The organism is Streptomyces sp. NPDC002867 (assembly GCF_053591895.1).
In genome coordinates, this window is record NZ_JBSFUR010000006.1 from 164396 (window position 1) to 181597 (window position 17202).

14 protein-coding genes are annotated in these 17202 nt (G+C 72.1%); 3 read left to right on the plus strand and 11 right to left on the minus strand.

Annotated elements, in window-relative coordinates; translation table 11 throughout:
• Positions 1–162: 162 nt before the first annotated feature.
• Entirely contained in the window at positions 163–2754 is a 2592-nt protein-coding gene (gene pepN, locus ACWD0A_RS08190; RefSeq protein WP_451295797.1) for an aminopeptidase N, read from the minus strand.
• Between the two features lie 134 nt (positions 2755–2888).
• Here pepN and ACWD0A_RS08195 point away from each other — a divergent pair, with 134 nt between their 5' ends.
• On the plus strand, positions 2889–3527 hold the full coding sequence (locus ACWD0A_RS08195) for a mycothiol-dependent nitroreductase Rv2466c family protein (RefSeq protein ID WP_451295799.1): 639 nt from the start codon (positions 2889–2891) through the stop codon (positions 3525–3527).
• Positions 3528–3638: 111 nt separating this feature from the next.
• Here the strand turns inward: ACWD0A_RS08195 and ACWD0A_RS08200 are convergent, their stop codons facing one another.
• The 9 genes from ACWD0A_RS08200 to ACWD0A_RS08240 all read right to left on the minus strand — a co-directional run bounded on the left by ACWD0A_RS08200 (position 3639) and on the right by ACWD0A_RS08240 (position 13501).
• On the minus strand, positions 3639–4721 hold the full coding sequence (locus tag ACWD0A_RS08200) for a glycerophosphodiester phosphodiesterase family protein (protein WP_451295801.1): 1083 nt from the start codon (positions 4719–4721) through the stop codon (positions 3639–3641).
• Between the two features lie 108 nt (positions 4722–4829).
• Positions 4830–6236 carry an FGGY family carbohydrate kinase gene (locus ACWD0A_RS08205; RefSeq protein WP_451295957.1) on the minus strand — a complete coding sequence of 469 codons (1407 nt, stop codon included), beginning with the start codon at positions 6234–6236 and terminating at the stop codon, positions 4830–4832.
• A gap of 31 nt (positions 6237–6267) precedes the next feature.
• Positions 6268–7281 carry a 2-hydroxyacid dehydrogenase gene (locus tag ACWD0A_RS08210; RefSeq protein WP_451295803.1) on the minus strand — a complete coding sequence of 338 codons (1014 nt, stop codon included), beginning with the start codon at positions 7279–7281 and terminating at the stop codon, positions 6268–6270.
• Positions 7278–8354 carry an ABC transporter ATP-binding protein gene (locus ACWD0A_RS08215; protein ID WP_451295805.1) on the minus strand — a complete coding sequence of 359 codons (1077 nt, stop codon included), beginning with the start codon at positions 8352–8354 and terminating at the stop codon, positions 7278–7280. The genes ACWD0A_RS08210 and ACWD0A_RS08215 overlap by 4 nt, the downstream gene beginning before the upstream one ends.
• 15 nt (positions 8355–8369) lie before the next feature.
• Entirely contained in the window at positions 8370–9161 is a 792-nt protein-coding gene (locus ACWD0A_RS08220) for a DeoR/GlpR family DNA-binding transcription regulator (RefSeq protein WP_451295807.1), read from the minus strand.
• Complete coding sequence (locus ACWD0A_RS08225) at positions 9158–10261, minus strand: ABC transporter ATP-binding protein (RefSeq protein WP_451295809.1); 1104 nt, start codon at positions 10259–10261, stop codon at positions 9158–9160. The genes ACWD0A_RS08220 and ACWD0A_RS08225 overlap by 4 nt, the downstream gene beginning before the upstream one ends.
• A complete protein-coding gene (locus tag ACWD0A_RS08230; protein ID WP_451295811.1) occupies positions 10258–11124 on the minus strand; it encodes a carbohydrate ABC transporter permease in 867 nt (288 codons plus the stop codon). The genes ACWD0A_RS08225 and ACWD0A_RS08230 overlap by 4 nt, the downstream gene beginning before the upstream one ends.
• A complete protein-coding gene (locus ACWD0A_RS08235; RefSeq protein WP_451295813.1) occupies positions 11121–12077 on the minus strand; it encodes a carbohydrate ABC transporter permease in 957 nt (318 codons plus the stop codon). The genes ACWD0A_RS08230 and ACWD0A_RS08235 overlap by 4 nt, the downstream gene beginning before the upstream one ends.
• A gap of 2 nt (positions 12078–12079) precedes the next feature.
• Positions 12080–13501, minus strand: a complete 1422-nt coding sequence (locus ACWD0A_RS08240; RefSeq protein WP_451295815.1) for an ABC transporter substrate-binding protein — start codon at positions 13499–13501, stop codon at positions 12080–12082.
• 171 nt (positions 13502–13672) lie between these two features.
• On the opposite strand from ACWD0A_RS08240, the gene ACWD0A_RS08245 reads away from it, so the two are divergent.
• Together ACWD0A_RS08245 and ACWD0A_RS08250 are read left to right on the plus strand one after the other, a co-directional pair.
• Positions 13673–15046: an FGGY-family carbohydrate kinase gene (locus ACWD0A_RS08245; RefSeq protein ID WP_451295817.1), complete on the plus strand. Its 1374-nt coding sequence runs from the start codon at positions 13673–13675 to the stop codon at positions 15044–15046.
• Positions 15043–15654: a histidine phosphatase family protein gene (locus ACWD0A_RS08250; RefSeq protein WP_451295819.1), complete on the plus strand. Its 612-nt coding sequence runs from the start codon at positions 15043–15045 to the stop codon at positions 15652–15654. Before ACWD0A_RS08245 ends, ACWD0A_RS08250 begins: the two co-directional genes overlap by 4 nt.
• Here ACWD0A_RS08250 and ACWD0A_RS08255 read toward each other — a convergent pair.
• On the minus strand, positions 15638–17110 hold the full coding sequence (locus tag ACWD0A_RS08255) for an amino acid permease (RefSeq protein ID WP_451295821.1): 1473 nt from the start codon (positions 17108–17110) through the stop codon (positions 15638–15640). The genes ACWD0A_RS08250 and ACWD0A_RS08255 overlap by 17 nt on opposite strands.
• Between the last annotated feature and the right edge of the window lie 92 nt (positions 17111–17202).

Sequence of the window (17202 nt, forward strand, 5' to 3'; positions counted from 1 at the left end):
CTGCGGGCGTGGGGGACCCCCGGCGCCTCATTCGCCGGCGGGGCTGACTTTGTCAGCCCGTCCGGCGTTTGAGGACACCGCGCGAAACGCGGTACGGGGTCTGGGGCGAAGCCCCAGTTCCGGGAAGGGGCGGGGTGGGGAACGCGCAGCGCCCCCCGTCCCCTACGACCCGTCCCGCTCCTGCGCGCGCAGTGCCCTCGCCAGGTCGTCGCGGGCCTCGAGGACCAGTCGGCGCAGCGCCGGCGCCGTCGACTCGTGCGCGGCGAGCCACTCGTCCGTCGCCGCCAGCGTGCCCGGCGAGTCCTGGAGCGACGGGTACAGGCCCCGCACCACGTCCATCGCGATCTGGATCGACCGCTCCGACCAGACCCGCTCGATCGCCTCGAAGTACTTCGGGGCGTACGGCGCCACCAGGTCACGCTGCGAGGGCTGGGCGAAGCCCGCGATCGTCGCCTCCACCAGCGCGTTGGACAGCTTGTCCGACTCCACCACCGCGGCCCACGCCTGGGCCTTCACCGCAGCGGACGGCCGCGCCGCCAGGCAGCGCACCTCGTGCCGCTTGCCCGACGCCGTGTCGTCGCGCGCCAGCTCCGCCGCGATCACGGACTCGTCCGCCCGGCCGTGCGCGGCCAGCGGCCCCAGGAACGCCCAGCGCAGCTCCTGGTCCACGTCCAGGCCGTCGATCTTCTCCGTACCGTCCAGCAGACCGGACAGCAGCCGGAAGTCCTCGTCCCGCGCCGCCACCGACGCGAAGAACCGCGCCCACGTCAGCTGGTGCTCCGTGCCCGGCTCCGCGCGCCGCAGCTCACCCAGCGCGCCCTCGGCCAGCAGCCGGGAGCCCTCCTCGCGCCACGCGGGGGCCGCGTAGTGCACCAGCGCCGCACGGGTCCACGCGTGCAGCATCTGCAGGACGCCGATGTCCGACTCCCGCCCGGCGAACCGCAGCACCAGGTCCACGAAGTCCCGCGCCGGCATCAGCGCGTCACGCGTCATGTTCCACAGCGCCGACCAGGCGAGCGCCCGGGCCAGGGGGTCCTCGATGTCGCCCAGGTGCGCCCGCAGCGTCGCCAGCGAGTCCTCGTCGAAGCGGACCTTGCAGTACGTCAGGTCCTCGTCGTTGACGAGGACCAGCTCTGCCCGCTCCGTGCCCGCCAGTTCGGACACCACCGTGCGCGCCCCGACGACGTCCACGCCGGCGCTCGCGTACCGCACGAGCTTCCCGTCCTCGATCCGGTACAGCCCGACCACCACCCGGTGGGGCCGGAGCGTGTCGCCGTCCTGGGCGATCGCGAGCTCGGTGATCCGGCCGTCCTCGCCGTACAGGACCTCCGGCGTCAGCGAGTCGACGCCGGACGTCTCCAGCCAGGAGCGCGACCACTCCTTCATGTCCCGTCCGGAGGTCTCCTCCAGCACGGACAGCAGGTCGTCGAGGCGGGTGTTCCCGTACGCGTGGCGCTTGAAGTAGCGCCGCGCCCCCTCCAGGAACGCCTCCCGGCCCACGTACGCCACCAGCTGCTTGAGCACCGAGGCGCCCTTGGCGTACGTGATGCCGTCGAAGTTGAGCTTGGCGTCCTCCAGGTCACGGATGTCGGCCGTGATCGGGTGGGTCGACGGCAGCTGGTCCGCGCGGTAGGCCCACGCCTTGCGGTTGTTGGCGAAGGTGACCCAGCCGTTGGTGAAGCGGGTCGCCTCCACCATGGAGAACGAGCCCATGAAGTCGGCGAACGACTCCTTGAGCCACAGGTCGTCCCACCAGCGCATGGTGACCAGGTCGCCGAACCACATGTGCGCCATCTCGTGCAGGATCACGTTCGCCCGGCGCTCGTACGACGCCTGCGTCACCTTGCCCCGGAAGACGAACTCCTCGCGGAAGGTCACACAGCCGGGGTTCTCCATGGCGCCCAGGTTGTACTCGGGCACGAACGCCTGGTCGTACTTCCCGAACGGGTACGGGTAGTCGAAGTGGTCGTGGAAGAAGTCGAGGCCCTGCTTGGTGACGAGGAAGATGGCGTCGGCGTCGAAGTGCCTGGCCAGGGCCTTGCGGCACATCGCGCCCAGCGGGATCCGCAGCACCGTGCCTGCCCCGGAGCCTTCGGCCCGGGAGGTGCCCCCGGGGAGCTCCCGCTCGTACACATCCGTCTCGTAGTGGTACGGGCCGGCGACGACCGCCGTGATGTACGTCGAGATCGGCCGCGTCTCGGCGAAGTGCCACACTCCGTCCTCGGCGCGGGCGCCCTCCCCGTTGCTCCACACGGTCCAGCCCTCGGGCGCGGTCACCGCGAAACGGAACGGCGCCTTGAGGTCGGGCTGTTCGAAGTTCGCGAAGACGCGGCGCGCGTCGGCCGGCTCGTACTGCGTGTAGAGGTAGACCTCGCCGTCCTCCGGGTCGACGAAGCGGTGCAGGCCCTCGCCGGTGCGGCTGTAGGCGCACTGCGCGTCCACGACGAGCACGTTCTCGGCGGCCACCGAGTCGAGCGCGATCCGGGAGCCGTCGAAGGCGGCGGCGGGGTCGAGCTCCCGGCCGTTGAGTGTGATGCCGCTCACGGACGGGGCGATCAGGTCCACGAAGGTCGGCGCACCCGGCTCGGCGGCACGGAAGCGGATCGTCGTCACCGAGCGGAACGTGCGCGGCCCGGCCGCCTCCTCGGCGTCCCCGACCGCGGACCGTACGTCGAGGGCGACTTCGTACCCGTCGACGGTCAGCAGCTCGGCCCGGATGCGGGCCTCGTCGCGGGACAGATTCTCACCGGGCACGGGCACTCCTTCGTGTCTCGTTCGAACAGGAGCGATCCTCCCATGTGCTCCTGGCAGCCGGTACGGGGGAATCCCTCGCGGGCGGGTCGCGTTGCCCCTAGCAGGCAGGGCGCCGCACCTTCACGAGGAGTGACATGTCCGACAACGGCAAGACGCCAGTCGACTTCTGGTTCGATCCCCTGTGCCCCTGGGCATGGATGACCTCCCGCTGGATGCTGGAGGTCGAGAAGGTCCGCGACGTCGAGGTCCGCTGGCACGTGATGAGCCTCGCCGTGCTGAACGAGAACAAGCTGGACGAGCTCCCGGAGGAGTACCGGGAGATGCTCGCGACCAAGGCTTGGGGCCCGGTGCGGGTCGTTGTCGCCGCCGCGCAGGAGCACGGCGAGGAGGTGCTCGGCAAGCTGTACACCGCGCTCGGCACCCGCTTCCACAACAAGGGCGAGGGGCCGACCCAGGCGGCGATCCGCGAGGCGTTGGAGGACGTCGGCCTGCCCGTCTCGCTCGCCGAGTACGCCGACAAGGACACGTACGACGCCGAGCTGCGCGCCTCCCACGACGAGGGGATCAGCAAGGTCGGCCAGGAGGTCGGCACGCCGGTCATCGCGGTCCCGGGCGCCGACGGCGAGCAGATCGCCTTCTTCGGCCCGGTCGTCACCCCCGCCCCCAAGGGCGAGGAGGCGGCGAAGCTGTGGGACGGCACGCTGCTGGTGGCGTCGATCCCGGGCTTCTACGAGATCAAGCGCACCCGCACGCAGGGGCCGATCTTCGACTGAGACCGGACACCGGAGGACGGTCCCCGCCGCATCGTTCCCCCAGAGCTTCGCCCGGGAGGACCCCCACGGGGCCGTCCTCCTTCCGCCTGTCCGGTGAGGGCCGGGCCGTGATCAGCCCTGGTCCTGGGACCCGGCGGTGAACTCCTCGCGCGCGGCGACCGCGAGGTCCGGGAAGTCGGTGACGACGGCGTCGACGCCGAGCCCGTAGTGCAGGGCGTACTCGGCGAACGCGTCGCCGAAGCCGTTCGGGTCCGTCCCCCGCCGCAGGTGCGCGGGCAGGAACTGGTTCTCCGCGCGGAACGTGTACGCGCCGACGCGCAGCCCGGCCGCGTGCGCGTCCGCCAGCAGCGTCGACGGCGCGACGACGGACGACTTGTCCGGGCCGATCCAGTCGGCGTATCCGGCGATCTCGCGCAGCCCCTCGGGCGTCATCATCTGCGCGTAGGTCTTGTCGTGCCCGAACGGGCCGCCCCGGGTGCCGAGCGCCTGCCACAGCGGGACGCGCAGCTCCGCCTCGGCGACGCGCAGCAGGCTGGACGGTTCGAAGGACTGGACGACGCACTCGCGCCCGTCCAGCCGGTTGCGCCGCACCAGGCGCACCAGCTCCTCCTCCAGCGGCAGCCCGACGGAGCGGAAGTAGCTCGGGTGCTTGGTCTCCGGGAACACGGCGATGGTGCGGCCGTGCTCCTTGGACAGGGCGCGGGCGAGGTCGACGACCTCCTGGAACGTCATGACGGTCTCCCGGCCGTCGAAGACGGTGTTGTGGTTGCGCACCAGCGGCAGCCGCTCGACCGCCCGCAGCGTCTTGAGCTCGGCGAGCGTGAAGTCCTCGGTGAACCAGCCGGTCACCGCGCGCCCGTCGACGGTCTTCGTGGTGCGGCGGTCCGCGAACTCGGGGTGCTGTGCGACGTCCGTCGTCCCCGATATCTCGTTCTCGTGCCGCACGACGAGCACATGGTCCCTGGTCGGCACGAGGTCGGGCTCGATCCAGTCGGCTCCGGCCCGGACGGCCGCGGTGTACGAGGCGGCGGTGTGCTCGGGCCGCCAGCCCGCGGAGCCGCGGTGGCCGATGACGAGCGGGCCCTTCGGCCGCTTCCCCGTCTGCGTCGCAGCGGCGGGCGTGGCGGCGAACGCGGTGGCGGCGGCCGCCCCGGCGGCGAACAGTACCGAACGGCGTCCTGGAGTTGCGGACATACGGATCTCCCTGTGAGAACTGCTCGGGCACGAGTGGGGGGCGCTGTGCACACGCTGGTCACACGAGGTTGCGGCGGGGCGGCGGCGAGGTGTCCCCCTGATGGCCGGTCAGGTCCTGCGGGCACGGGCGCGGGCCGCCGCCAGCCGGTCCAGGTGATCCTCGTACGCCTTGGCGTAGTACGCGGCCCGTTCCGGGTCGGGCGCGACCACGGACGTCGGGGCCGTCCAGGACGCTACGTCCAGCTCCACGCCGTGCCGTGCCGCCGATGCCAGGACCGCGCCCCTGGCGCCCACCTCACCCTCCACGATGCGCAGTTCGCGTCCGAGGGCGTCCGCGAACAGGCGCGTCCAGGCGGGGGAACGGGTGCCGCCGCCGCAGATCGCGAGAGTGCCGGTCAGTCCGGCGGCGTCCAGACAGTGACGGGCGGCGAAGGCGATCCCCTCGCAGGTGGCCCGGATCAGATCGGCCTTCGACGACTCCAGGCTGACACCGGACAGTTCGGCGCGCAGCCGGGGCTCGACGAAGGGCGCGCGTTCACCGGAGGGCGCGAAGTAGGGCAGGACGTGCACCCCGTGCGCGCCGGGCGGAGTGGCAGCCAGCAGGGCGTCCACCTCGGTGTGGCGCACGCCGGTGGTGGCGAGCACCCAGTCGAGGGCGGCCGTGCCCACCATCGCCGGCATGGCGCGCAGGAAGTCGCCGGGCCGGTCGGTCGAGATGTACAGGCCGGCGGGCTCGCCGGCGAGGTCGACGTCGCGGGTGGCGACGAGCGACGCCAGACAGGTGCCGACGATCAGCAGACCGTCGCCGGGCGTGGTGACGCCCGCCCCGAGGGCGCACGCCGGGAGGTCGTAGGGGCCGTTGGCGATGGGGGTCCCGGAGGGCAGGGTGCCGGTGGCGAGGGGGTCGGCGACCGGCGGGAGCAGGCCGCTGCGGTGCGACAGCCCGAGCGCGTCGACGACGTCCGGCGCGTAGCTGCGGGTGTGCGGGTCGAGGAAGGGCATCGACGCGTCCGACACGTCGGTCGCCCGCAGCCCGGTCAGCCGCTGGAAGACCATGTCCTTGCAGTACAGGGCGGTGGCCGCGGCGTCCAGCGAGTGCGGCTCGTGCTGCTCCAGCCAGGCCAGCACCGGGCCGGGGCAGCCGGGGAACATGGCGCTGCCGGTGCGCCGGAACACCGACTCGAAGACGCCCGAGGCCAGCCATTCGCCGACCAGCTCGTGGGCCCGGCCGTCCATCCAGGAGATGGCGGGCCGCACGGGCCGGCCGCTCTCGTCGACCAGCCACACGCCGTCGCCCTGCCCGGTGAGCCCGACCAGGGCGACCTCCTCGCCCCCGGCTCTCAGCGCGCCGAGGACGTCGACGACCGCGTCGTACACCTCGTCCATGTCCTGTTCGACATGGCCGCCGCGGATGTCCAGGGCCACGGGGCGGGACTCGACGGCCAGCGCCGCCCCGCTCGCGTCGAAGGCAGCGGCCTTCACCACGGACGTGCCCACATCGATGCCGATGAACATCGCCATTGCCGCAGCCTCCTCGGCTCAGGTGTCAGGTCAGTGCGTGAGCGAGCGGTTCGCCGCGGAGGTGGCGCGCCACCTCCGCCGCCGCGATCGCCGCCGCCTTGTGCGCCACGGCCCGGCTCGCTCCGCCCAGATGCGGGGTGAGCACCAGGTTCGGGGTGGTGAGCAGCCGTGATCCCGGCGCGGGCGGCTCCTGTTCGTAGGTGTCCAGCGCGGCCGCGGCGATATGGCCGCTGTCCAGCGCGTCGCACAGCGCCTCCGTGTCGAGGAGGCCGCCGCGGGCCGCGTTCACCAGGACCGAGCCCTGCGGCATCAGCGCCAGTTCCCGGGCGCCGATCAGGTGCCGGGTCTCGGGCGTGAGCCGGGCGTGCAGCGTCACCACGCGCGAGCGGGTGAGCAGCGCGTCCAGCGACGAGGCGCGCATCCCGTGCACGTCGCCGCGCACGTACGGGTCGTACACCTCCACCTCGGCGCCGAACGCGCACAGCACCCGGGCGACGCGGCTGCCCACCGCGCCGTAGCCGACGAGACCGACCGGGGCGTCCTCCAGCTCGGGTCCGCACCGCTCGTACGTGTAGTACGAGGCGTCCCAGCGGCCCTCGCGGGCGAGGGAGTCGTGCGCCTCGGGGATGCGGCGCAGCGCGGAGATCATCAGCCCGATCGTGAACTCGGCCGTGGCCGCCGCGTTGCGGCCCGGTGCGAAGCAGACGCGCACCCCGCGGGCGCGCGCGGCCTCGGCGTTCACGTTCACCGGCCCGCCGCGGCAGACGGCGATCAGACGCAGGGCGGGCGCCGCGGCGAGCACCCGCTCGGTGAACGGCGCCATCTGGGTCACGCAGACCTCGACGCCGTCGAGCGCCTCGATCAGGGCGTCCTCGGCGTCGCTCGCCTCGTCGACCTCGCCCACCTTGCCGAACGGCTCCAGCGGCCAGGGCAGGGCCAGTTCGGTCAGTTCGAAGGGATGGCCCTCGAGGTCGTGGCGCAGCGCCGCCGCGATGAGGGCGTTGCGTACGAACAGGTCACCGGCGGCCAGGATCTTCATCGCAGGGCGTCTCCCGTATCGGCGTCGAAGACATGGGTGAGCTCGGCGGCGGCGGCGACGTGGACGGTCGCGCCGCGTTCCGGGCGCACATCGGGTGCGGTCTGCACGACCAGCGGGCGGTCCACGCCCTCCAGGGCGAGCGTGGCGATCCCCGCCTCCAGGAGCGGTTCATGGGCGCTGACGGTGGCCCGTACGCCGACGTCCGTCAGCCTCAGGTCCTCCGGCCGCACGCCGAGCACCACCCGGCGGCCCGCCGGGAGCGGCCGGGGCAGCGGCACGCGCACGGTGGGGGACAACCGCAGCAGGCCGCCGTCCTCGACGGTGCCCGGGAGCAGGTTCATCGCGGGCTCGCCCACGAAGTCGGCGACGAAGAGGTTCGTGGGCGCGTCGTAGATCTCGTGCGGGGTGCCGAGCTGCTGGATCACCCCGTCCTTCATCACCGCGATCCGGTCTGCCAACGACAGCGCCTCCTCCTGGTCGTGTGTGACCAGGATCGTGGTGTGCCCCAGATCCCGCTGGATCCGCTTGAGCTCACGGCGCGTCGTGTCGCGCTGGGCGGCGTCCAGGTGGGACAGGGGCTCGTCCAGCAGAAGGACGTCCGGCTCGCGGATGAGGGCCCGGGCGAGCGCGACCCGCTGCTTCTGGCCGCTGGAGAGCCCGGCGGGACGGGCGTCGAGCAGCCCGGAGATCCCGATGCGCTCGGCCATCTCCGCGACCCGCCGCGCGATCTCGGCCCGGCCGGCGCTGCGCCGGGCCGCCAGTCCGAAGGCCAGGTTCTCGGCGACCGTGAGCGGGGGGTAGAGCGCGTAGTTCTCGAAGGCGACACCGATGTTGCGGCGCTGGGCGGGCAGGCCCACCACGGAGGTGCCGTCGACGAGGATGTCGCCGCCCGTCACCTGCTCCAGCCCCGCGATCATCCGCAGTGTCGTGGACTTCCCGCAGCCGGACGGGCCGAGCAGCCCGAGCAGCTCGCCGGACTCCAGCCGCAGATCGATCCCGCGTACCGCCTCCACGGCCGGCCGTCCCCGGGCGGCGTACGTCTTGCGCAGCTCGCGCAGGGCCAGTTCGGTCACCCGCCCACCTCCCGTTCAGTCACTGGCGGCCTCGCAGACCTGGTAGGGGACCTTGTGCTCGTCCAGTTCGCGCAGGGCCTCGGCCGGCGCCCCGTCGTCGACGAGCACCAGGTCGAAACGGGAGAGCGGAGCGAGGCGGTGCAGGGCCACCCGCCCCAGCTTGGAGTGGTCGAGCAGCAGGACGTTGCGGGCCGCCGAGTCGAGCATCGCCCGCTTCACGGACACGATGTGCTGCTCCTGGTGGTAGGCGAAGCCCCCGGAGGCCGCCGACGTGGAGGTGAAGCAGATGTCGACCTGGAGCGACTGGACGGCCTCCACGCACGACACGCCCAGGAACGAGGAGTGCAGCGGGTCGTAGTCGCCGCCGAGCGCCATCAGGTGGATGCCCCGCTCGGACGACAGCAGGGTCAGGGCCTCGAGGAAGTTGGTGACGACCGTCAGCGGGGTGATCGGTGAGAGCCGGCGGGCGATCTCCAGTGTGGAGGTGGAGTCGTCGAGCATGACGGCCATGCCCGGTTCGATCAGGGTCAGCGCGTGGGCCGCGACGGCCGCCTTCTCACGGCGCATGGTCTTGAGCCGGTAGGCGACGTTCGACTCGAACACCCCCGAGGGCTGGGCGGTCACCCCGCCGCGGAACTTGCGCACGATGCCCTGCCTCTCCAGCTCGTCGAGGTCGCGGTGGATGGTCATCAGACTGACGTCGAACCGCTCGGCGAGCTCGGCCGCCGTCCCTTCGCCCTGGGCGAGGACGTACTCGGCTATCGCCGCCTGGCGGAGTGCGGGGCCGCGCTGCGCTGGGGTGCTCATGAGGTGTTTCCTTCGATCCTTCGTCCTGGTCCCTGCGGCCCGTCGGCCTCGAACAGCAGCAGGGTCTCAGGCCGGGCGGTCAGCCGGACAGGATCGTCGGGACGCAGGGAGGCGGCCTCGGCGCGCGGCACGACGAGCGAGACGTGCCGGTTGCCGACGCGGACGGTCACCTCGACGGACCGGCCCAGTGTCTCGGTGACGTAGACAGTCCCGGTCAGCACGCAGCCGGCGCTTCCGCCGAGGGTGAGGTCACGCGGCCGCACGCCCAGCTGCACCGGGGCGCCGGGCGCGGCGGCCACCCGGGGAGCCCGCTCGCAGTCCCCCTCCAGCAGCCGGAACGTGCCGTCCTCGCCCGCGGTCCCCGGCAGCAGGTTGATCCGCGGCCGCCCGAACGACCGTGCCACGAACGTGTCGTACGGCCGGTGCCACAGCTCCTCGCGGGTGCCCGTCTGCACGATCCGCCCGTCCCGGATCACCCCGATCCGGTCGCCCAGCGCGAGCGCCTCCACCGAGTCGTGCGTGACGTACAGCGTGGTCGTGCGGCGGACCGCGCCGATGGCCTTGAGCTCGGCGCGCATCGCCTGGCGCAGCTTGGCGTCCAGGTGGGACAGCGGCTCGTCGAGCAGGAACGCCCGCGCCGGCCGCACCAGCACCCGCCCGAGCGCCACCCGCTGGCGCTGCCCGTTGGACAGTTCGCCCACGGGCCGCTCCAGCAGGGCCCCGATGCCGAGCAGGCCGGCGATCTCACCGATCCGCTCGCGCGCCTTGTGTGCGGGGAGGCGGTGGCGCGGCGAGCGGAGCGGGGAGGCGAGATTGTCATATGCCGAGCGGTGTGGATAGAGGGCGTACGACTCGAAACACATGGCGACGCCCCGGTCGTACGGCTCCACTCCCGTCATGTCCTCGCCGTCGAGTTCGACCGTGCCCGCGGTGGGCTCCTCCAGGCCCGCGATCGTCTTGAGGGTGGTCGTCTTGCCCGCCCCGGACGGCCCGAGCAGACAGAAGAACTCGCCCTCGGCCACCTCCAGTTCGATCCCGTCGAGCGCGGTCGTCCGCCCGAACGTCTTGGTGACGCCCCTCAGCGCGATGGCGGCCGTCATGACTTCACCGCCCCGAAGGACAGGCCGCGCACCAGGTACCGCTGGATCGTCAGGGCCAGTAGCAGAGGCGGGACGACGGAGACGAGGGCCGCGGCCGCGGTCAGGTTGTACTTGGGCCGGTCGCCGCCGAGGAACGACAGCGCGCCCACCGTCACGGTCTGCGCGTCGGAGGAGGTGAGGATGAGCGGGAAGACGAAGTTGTTCCAGGCGAAGATGAACGCGAGCAGCGACACGGCCGCGACGCCGGGCTTCACCAGCGGCAGCGCCACCGTGAAGAACGCCTGCTTGCGGGTGTAGCCGTCCAGCAGCGCCGCCTGCTCCAGCTCCGGCGACAGGTCGGAGAAGTACGAGCGCATGATCCACACGATCAGCGGCAGCGTGACGAGCTGGAGCACCCACACCATGCCGAGGTACGTGTCGAAGAGCCCGAGCTGCTGGTAGAGCACGAACAGCGGGATGATCACGGTGAGTTCGGGGGCGAAGCGGAACGACAGCAGCGTGAACATCAGGTTCTCGGAGCCCTTGAAGCGCCAGCGGGCGGCGGCGTAGGCGGCGGGCAGTCCGATCGCCAGCGACAGCAGGACCGCGCCCAGCGACACGACCAGGCTGTTGAGGAAGAACCGTACGAAGGGCACGCCCTGGTCGTCGCCCGCGCCCAGCACCGTGCGGTACGAGTCGAGCGTCGGCGTGAAGGAGAAGTACGTGCTGAACAGCTGCTCGGCCGGCTTCAGCGACAGGATCATCATCCAGGCGACCGGGAACAGCGCGAAGAGGAAGTAGAGGACCAGCGCGCCGTCCGCCGCGACGGCGATCACCCGGCGTTTCACGGTCCCCGGGCCGGTGGTCCCCGGGCCGGCGGTCATCGGGGCACCTCCGCGGCGCGGTTGTTGATACGGCCGAGATAGCGCACGAGCACCATGGCGGCCAGGTAGACCACGGCCCACAGCACGATCGTGTAGCTGATGCCGAACGAGTAGCGCTGGAAGCGGATGGCCTCCAGGTAGGCGCGGATCTGCAGCACCACGGTCGAGTCGCCCGGTCCGCCCTCGGTGAGCGCGTAGATGATGTCGAAGACCTTCAGCGAGTCCATGAACCGGAAGATCACCGCGACCAGGACGTACGGCCACAGCATCGGCAGGGTCAGCTTGCGGAAGGTGAACCACCAGTTCGCCCCGTCCACGGCGGCCGCCTCGAACGGCGAACCCGGCAGCGAGCGCAGTCCCGCCAGGGCCAGGATCGCCACGAACGGCGTGTACACCCAGGCGTCCACGGCGATCGAGGTGAGCAGCGCGCCGGTGGGCGTGTCCGTCCACTGCACGCCGCCGAGCCCGAACGGCTTCAGCAGGTGGTTGACGACGCCCACGGACGGCTGGAGCATCAGCTTCCACATGATCGCCGCGATCACGGGCGCGATCATCAGCGGCAGGATGAGGATCTTCTCCAGGACCCGGCCCACCAGGGTGGAGCGGTGCAGCAGCAGGGCGACGCCGACCCCGAGCACGGTCTCGACGGCCGCGGCCCCCACCGCGTACAGCAGGGTGACCCGCGCCGAGTCCCAGAACGCGGGCTGGGTGAAGATCCGCCGGTAGTTCTCCAGGCCCACCACATCGGGCACGGGCTTGCTCGCGGCGAAGTCGAACAGCGTGTAGTACAGGCCCAGTCCGAAGGGGTAGAGGATGCCGCCGGTCAGCAGCAGGGCGGGCACGATCAGCAGATAGGGACGCAGCGAGCGGCGCCAGGCGGGCACGCCGCGCGCCGCTCGCTCCACCTCCTCGCGTGAGGCCGCCCCGTGGTCGGTCTCCGTCTGCGAGGACACCCTCAGCCCACCTTGGAGGCCAGGTCGCCCGCGAGGCCGTTCAGGACGGACGAGGCGTTCCTGCCGCCGTAGATCTCCTGGAGGGCCGCCGCCCAGCTCGTCGTGGCGTCGAAGAACTGCTCCTGCGGGGTGAACTGGATCTTCGTCTGGTCGACGACGGCCTCGAAGGTGTCGATGAAGCCGGGGATCGCCTTCATCTTGTCCTTGTACGCGGCGTCCTGGCTGACCGACTGCCGCACCGGGTCGATGTGGTTGTACCGCACCGCGCTCTTGAGCAGGTGCTCCTTGCCGGTGGCCCACTGGAGGAACAGCCAGGCGGGCAGCTTGTTCTTCGACTTGGCGTTCATCCCGAGCGACCAGATCCACATGTTGGTGGCCAGTGAGCCGCCGGGGCCCTTGGGGCCGGGGTGGAAGGCGATCTTCCCGGAGGCGGGCGACGCGCCCTCGACCGCCTGGAAGTACGCGGCCGTGTCGGCGTCGAAGAGCATCCCCGCCTTCTTCGCCCCGAGGTCGCTGGAGCACTGGTACCAGGTGTACGAGGTCCAGGACGGCGGGCCGCCCTTCTTCACCATGTCGGCCCAGTCGCGGGTGAAGGCGATCGCCTCGGGCGAGTTCATCGCGGGCTTCACCGTGCCGCCCTCGACGGTGAAGTCCTTGAGACCGTTGCGGGCGTACATCGTCATGAAGCCCGGGTGGATGGTGGCCCAGCTGCGCGAGCCTCGCACCGCGACCCCGTACATCCCGTCGAAGCCGGCGCCCGGCGCCTTGCGCTTGATGGTCCCGGCCAGTTCGCGCAGTTCGTCGAAGGACTCGGCGGGTTTCAGGCCGAGCTTGTCGAACACCTCGGTGTTGTAGGCGACGACGTTCGTCTCCCAGCCCCACGGCAGCGCGTACTGCCCGCCCTGGCCGAGCGGGGCCCCGGGCTTCAGCGACCACTGGTCGGCCTGGAGCAGGTTGGGGAAGAAGTCGGCCTGGTCCCATTCGGCGCCGGTGGCGGCCGCGTTGCGCATCCAGGGGCCGAGGTCCTCCAGCCAGCCCGGCGGGCCGTACTGCCACACCATGTAGGCGCCGAGCATGAACACGTCGTACGAGGCACGGCCGCTGGACAGGTCGACGGTGAGCTTGTCGAAGTAGTTGTCCTCGGGGAAGACGTCGTACTCGACCTTGATGCCGGTCTTCTCGGTGAACGACTTCAGGTCCGCGATCAGCGCGTCCGTGTACGGGTGCTTGTTCAGCAGCGCCTTGACCGTCTTCCCGTCGGCCCGCTTCCAGTCGAAGGAGCCGGTGACGTCGTCGGCCGCCGAGCCGCCGCCCTCCTGCGCGCCGTCGCCGAAGCCCGAGCCGCAGGCGGTGAGCAGCGGGGACGCGGACGCCGCCGCCGTGAGGGCGAGGAACCTCCGCCGGTCGTATCCGCGCATGTCCATCCCGACCTCCGCTGTGTCCTTGGGGGCTCGCCCCCGGCCCCGCGGGGGGCCACGGTTCTCACACGTTCAGCCGACTGGTTAACAGAGCTTGGAACAGGGCCAGTTGGGCGTCAATCCCTCGCGCGAGGGAAATTCTCGGTGCACAGTGAGAAGTTCACAGAAGGAGCCGGTATGTGGATGGGAATCGATCTCGGCACACAGGGCGCCCGCGCGGTGCTCGCCACCGACGACGGCGACGTCATCGGCAGCGGCTCGGCCCCGCTGACCGGCAGACGCGACGGCGTGCGCCACGAGCAGTCGCCCGAGGACTGGTGGACCGCCGTGTGCGCCGCCGTCCGCCAGGCGCTGCGCGGCCGGCCGGGCCCCCGCGCGCTGGCCGTCTGCTCCACGTCCGGGACCGTGCTGCTCGCCGACGCGGCGGGGGTCCCGCTGACGCCGGCGCTGATGTACGACGACGGCCGCGCGCCGGGACGCGGCCCCGGCCGGGCGCTGTGGCTGCTGAAGGAGTACGGCTGCGGGGGCGGCGCGCGCGTGATGCACCAGGCCGATCTGATCGTCGCCCGGCTGGCCGGGCGCCCGCTGCCCACGGACTCCAGCCACGCGCTCAAGACCGGTTACGACCCCGAGAGCGGCGCCTTCGGCGAACAGCGCCTTCCGGACGGGGTATTGCCCGACGTGGTGCTGCCGGGCAGCGGCCTCGGCCAGGTGTGCCGGGCGGCGCAGGAGGAGACCGGCATCCCCGAAGGCACCCTGATCGTGGCCGGCATGACCGACGGCTGCGCCGCGCAGATCGCCTCCGGCTCGCTGACCATCGGCTCCTGGAACTCGGTGCTCGGCACCACCCTCGTCCTCAAGGGGGTCGCCGCCGAACCGCTCCACGACCCCGCCGGGGTCGTCTACAACCACCTGTCGGCGGACGGCAGCTGGCTTCCGGGCGGCGCCTCCGGCGTCGGCGGCGGGGCCCTGCGCGCCGCGTTCCCGGGCGCGGACCCGGGTGCCCTCGACCGCCGGGCGCAGCGCTACGACCCGGCCGGGGCGATCGCGTACCCCCTGGCGTCCCGCGGCGAGCGCTTCCCCTTCCTCGCCCCCGACGCCACCGCCTTCCTCCTCGGCACCCCGGCCTCCGACGCCGACCACTGGGCCGCACTCCTGCAGGGCGTGGGCCTGGCCGAGCGGCTGTGCCTGGACTACCTCGACCATCTCGGCGCCCCGCTGCACGGACCGCTCACCTTCACCGGTGGCGCGGTGCGCAGCGACCACTGGAACCAGCTGCGCGCGGACATCCTCGGCCGCGAGGTCCGCATCCCGCGCGCCGCGGAGCCGGCCCTCGGCATGGCCGTGCTTGCGGCGTACGGAGCGGGCGGCGCGGCCACCCTGAGCGGGGCCGCCGCGCGCATGGTGCGCCTGCGCGGGACGGTACGGCCGCGCCGCGGCGAGCGCTTCACCGAGCCGTACCTGACGATGGTGGGCGAACTGGAGCGGCGCGGCTGGCTCCCGGAGCCGGTCGCCGCGCACGCACGCGCCCGTACGGAGGAGACCCGATGACCGCCACCCTGCTGCTCGCCCGCCACGGGCAGACCGTCTGGCACGAGGAGAACCGCTACGCGGGCGTCAGCGACGTCGCCCTGACCCACGAGGGCCGCCGCCAGGCGGAGGCGCTCGGCTCCTGGGCGAAGGTGCACCCCGTCGACGCGGTCTGGACCTCCACCGTCTCCCGGGCGATCGAGACGGCGGAGCCGGCGTGCCGGGCCCTCGGCCTCGTACCGCGGACCGAACACGCCCTGCGCGAATGCGACTTCGGCGCGGTCGAGGGCCGCACGCTCGCCGAGTTCGCGGCCGCGGACCCGGCCGGCGCGGACGCCTTCCGCGCCGATCCGGTGGCCCACCCGTTCCCGGACGCGGAGGACCCCCGGGCCGCGGCGGCCCGGGGGTCCCAAGCGCTGCGCCGGATCGCCGGCGCGCACGAGGGGGAGCGGGTGCTGGTGGTCGCTCACAACACCCTGCTGCGGCTGGTGCTCTGCGAGCTGCTCGGCATCCCGCTCGCCGACTACCGCAGGGTCTTCCCGCACCTGCGGAACGCGGCGATCAGCGAACTGCGCCTCGCGCCGGACGCCGAGCGGGCCGCGCTGATCAGCCTCAATCTGCCGTGCTGACCTCGGCGGCCCGGTCCTCGGCGCTCTCGGTCCCGGGCGCCGCGACGCCGGCACCGGCGGTCGCGGCACGCGACGCGCGCACCTTCTGGAGCGTGAAGCCGGCCGCGGCGAGCACCAGTGTCAGGATGCCGGTCCCGAGCAGCTGGAGCCGGGTCTCCTCCTGGCGCAGCATCAGCACGAAGACCGCCACCATGCCCAGCAGGGCGATCCAGGTCAGCACCGGGAACAGCCACATCTTCACGACCAGCTTCTCGGGCGCCTCGCGCTCGGTGCGGCGGCGCAGGATCAGCTGGGAGACGGCGATGAAGATCCAGACGACGAGGATGATCGCGCCGATGGTGTTCAGCAGCCACATGAACACGTCGTCCGGCCGCCAGTAGCTCAGCAGCACGCACAGGAAGCCGAAGACCGAGGAGACGAGCACCGCGACGCGCGGCACGCCGCCGAAGAGCCGGCCGAGCGCCTTCGGGCCCTCGCCGCGCGCCACCAGCGAGCAGGCCATGCGGGAGGCGCCGTAGATGTTGGCGTTCATCGCCGAGAGCAGCGCGACCAGCACGACCACGTTCATGATCTGCCCGGCCGCGGGGATGCCGAGGTGGTTCAGGGCCGCGACGTACGGGCCGACCTCGACGACCTTCGGGTCGTTCCACGGCACGAGCGTGACGATGACCGCCATCGACCCGATGTAGAAGAGCGCGATGCGCCACATCGCCGTGCGCACGGCCTTGGCGACACCCTGCACGGGGTGCTCGGACTCGGCGGCGGCGATGGTCACCGTCTCCAGGCCGCCGTAGGCGAAGACGGAGGCGAGCAGACCGACGACGAGCCCCTCGGAGCCGTTCGGCATGAAGCCGCCGTCACCGGTGAGGTTGCCCGCGCCGGGCGCCTCGGTGCCGGGCAGGACACCGGCGATGGCGAGCACGCCGATGCCGAGGAACAGGACGATCGCGCCGACCTTGAGCGCGGCGAACCAGAACTCGAACTCGCCGAAGTTCTTCACGGCGGCCAGGTTCGTGCCGCAGAACACCAGCATGAACAGGGCGACCCAGGCCCACTCCGGGGTGCCCGGCAGCCACCCCGTCATGATCTTGGCCGCGCCGATCGCCTCCAGGCCCACCGCCACGCAGAGCAGGAACCAGAACGCCCAGCCCGCGGTGAAGCCGGCCCAGGGGCCGATGGCGCGCTCGGCGTGCACGGAGAAGGAGCCGGAGGCCGGGTTGGCCGCCGACATCTCGCCGAGCATGCGCATCACCAGCATGACGAGCAGGCCGGAGAGCGCGTAGGCGATGACGATGGACGGGCCGGCCGCGGCGATGCCGGCACCCGAGCCGACGAACAGCCCGGCGCCGATGACGCCGCCGAGGGCGATCATCGACAGATGGCGTTGTTTGAGCCCGTGCGTGAGGGAGACGTCGGCCTGCTGGTCGACGGGCGCGGGCGCGGAGGTCCGGGACATGGGCGGCCCTGTTCATGAGCTGAGACGGGGGAGCAGCCGACAGTCTGGGTGCGCGCCCTCTCACAGGGAACGCTTGTCCGCTATACGGTCAC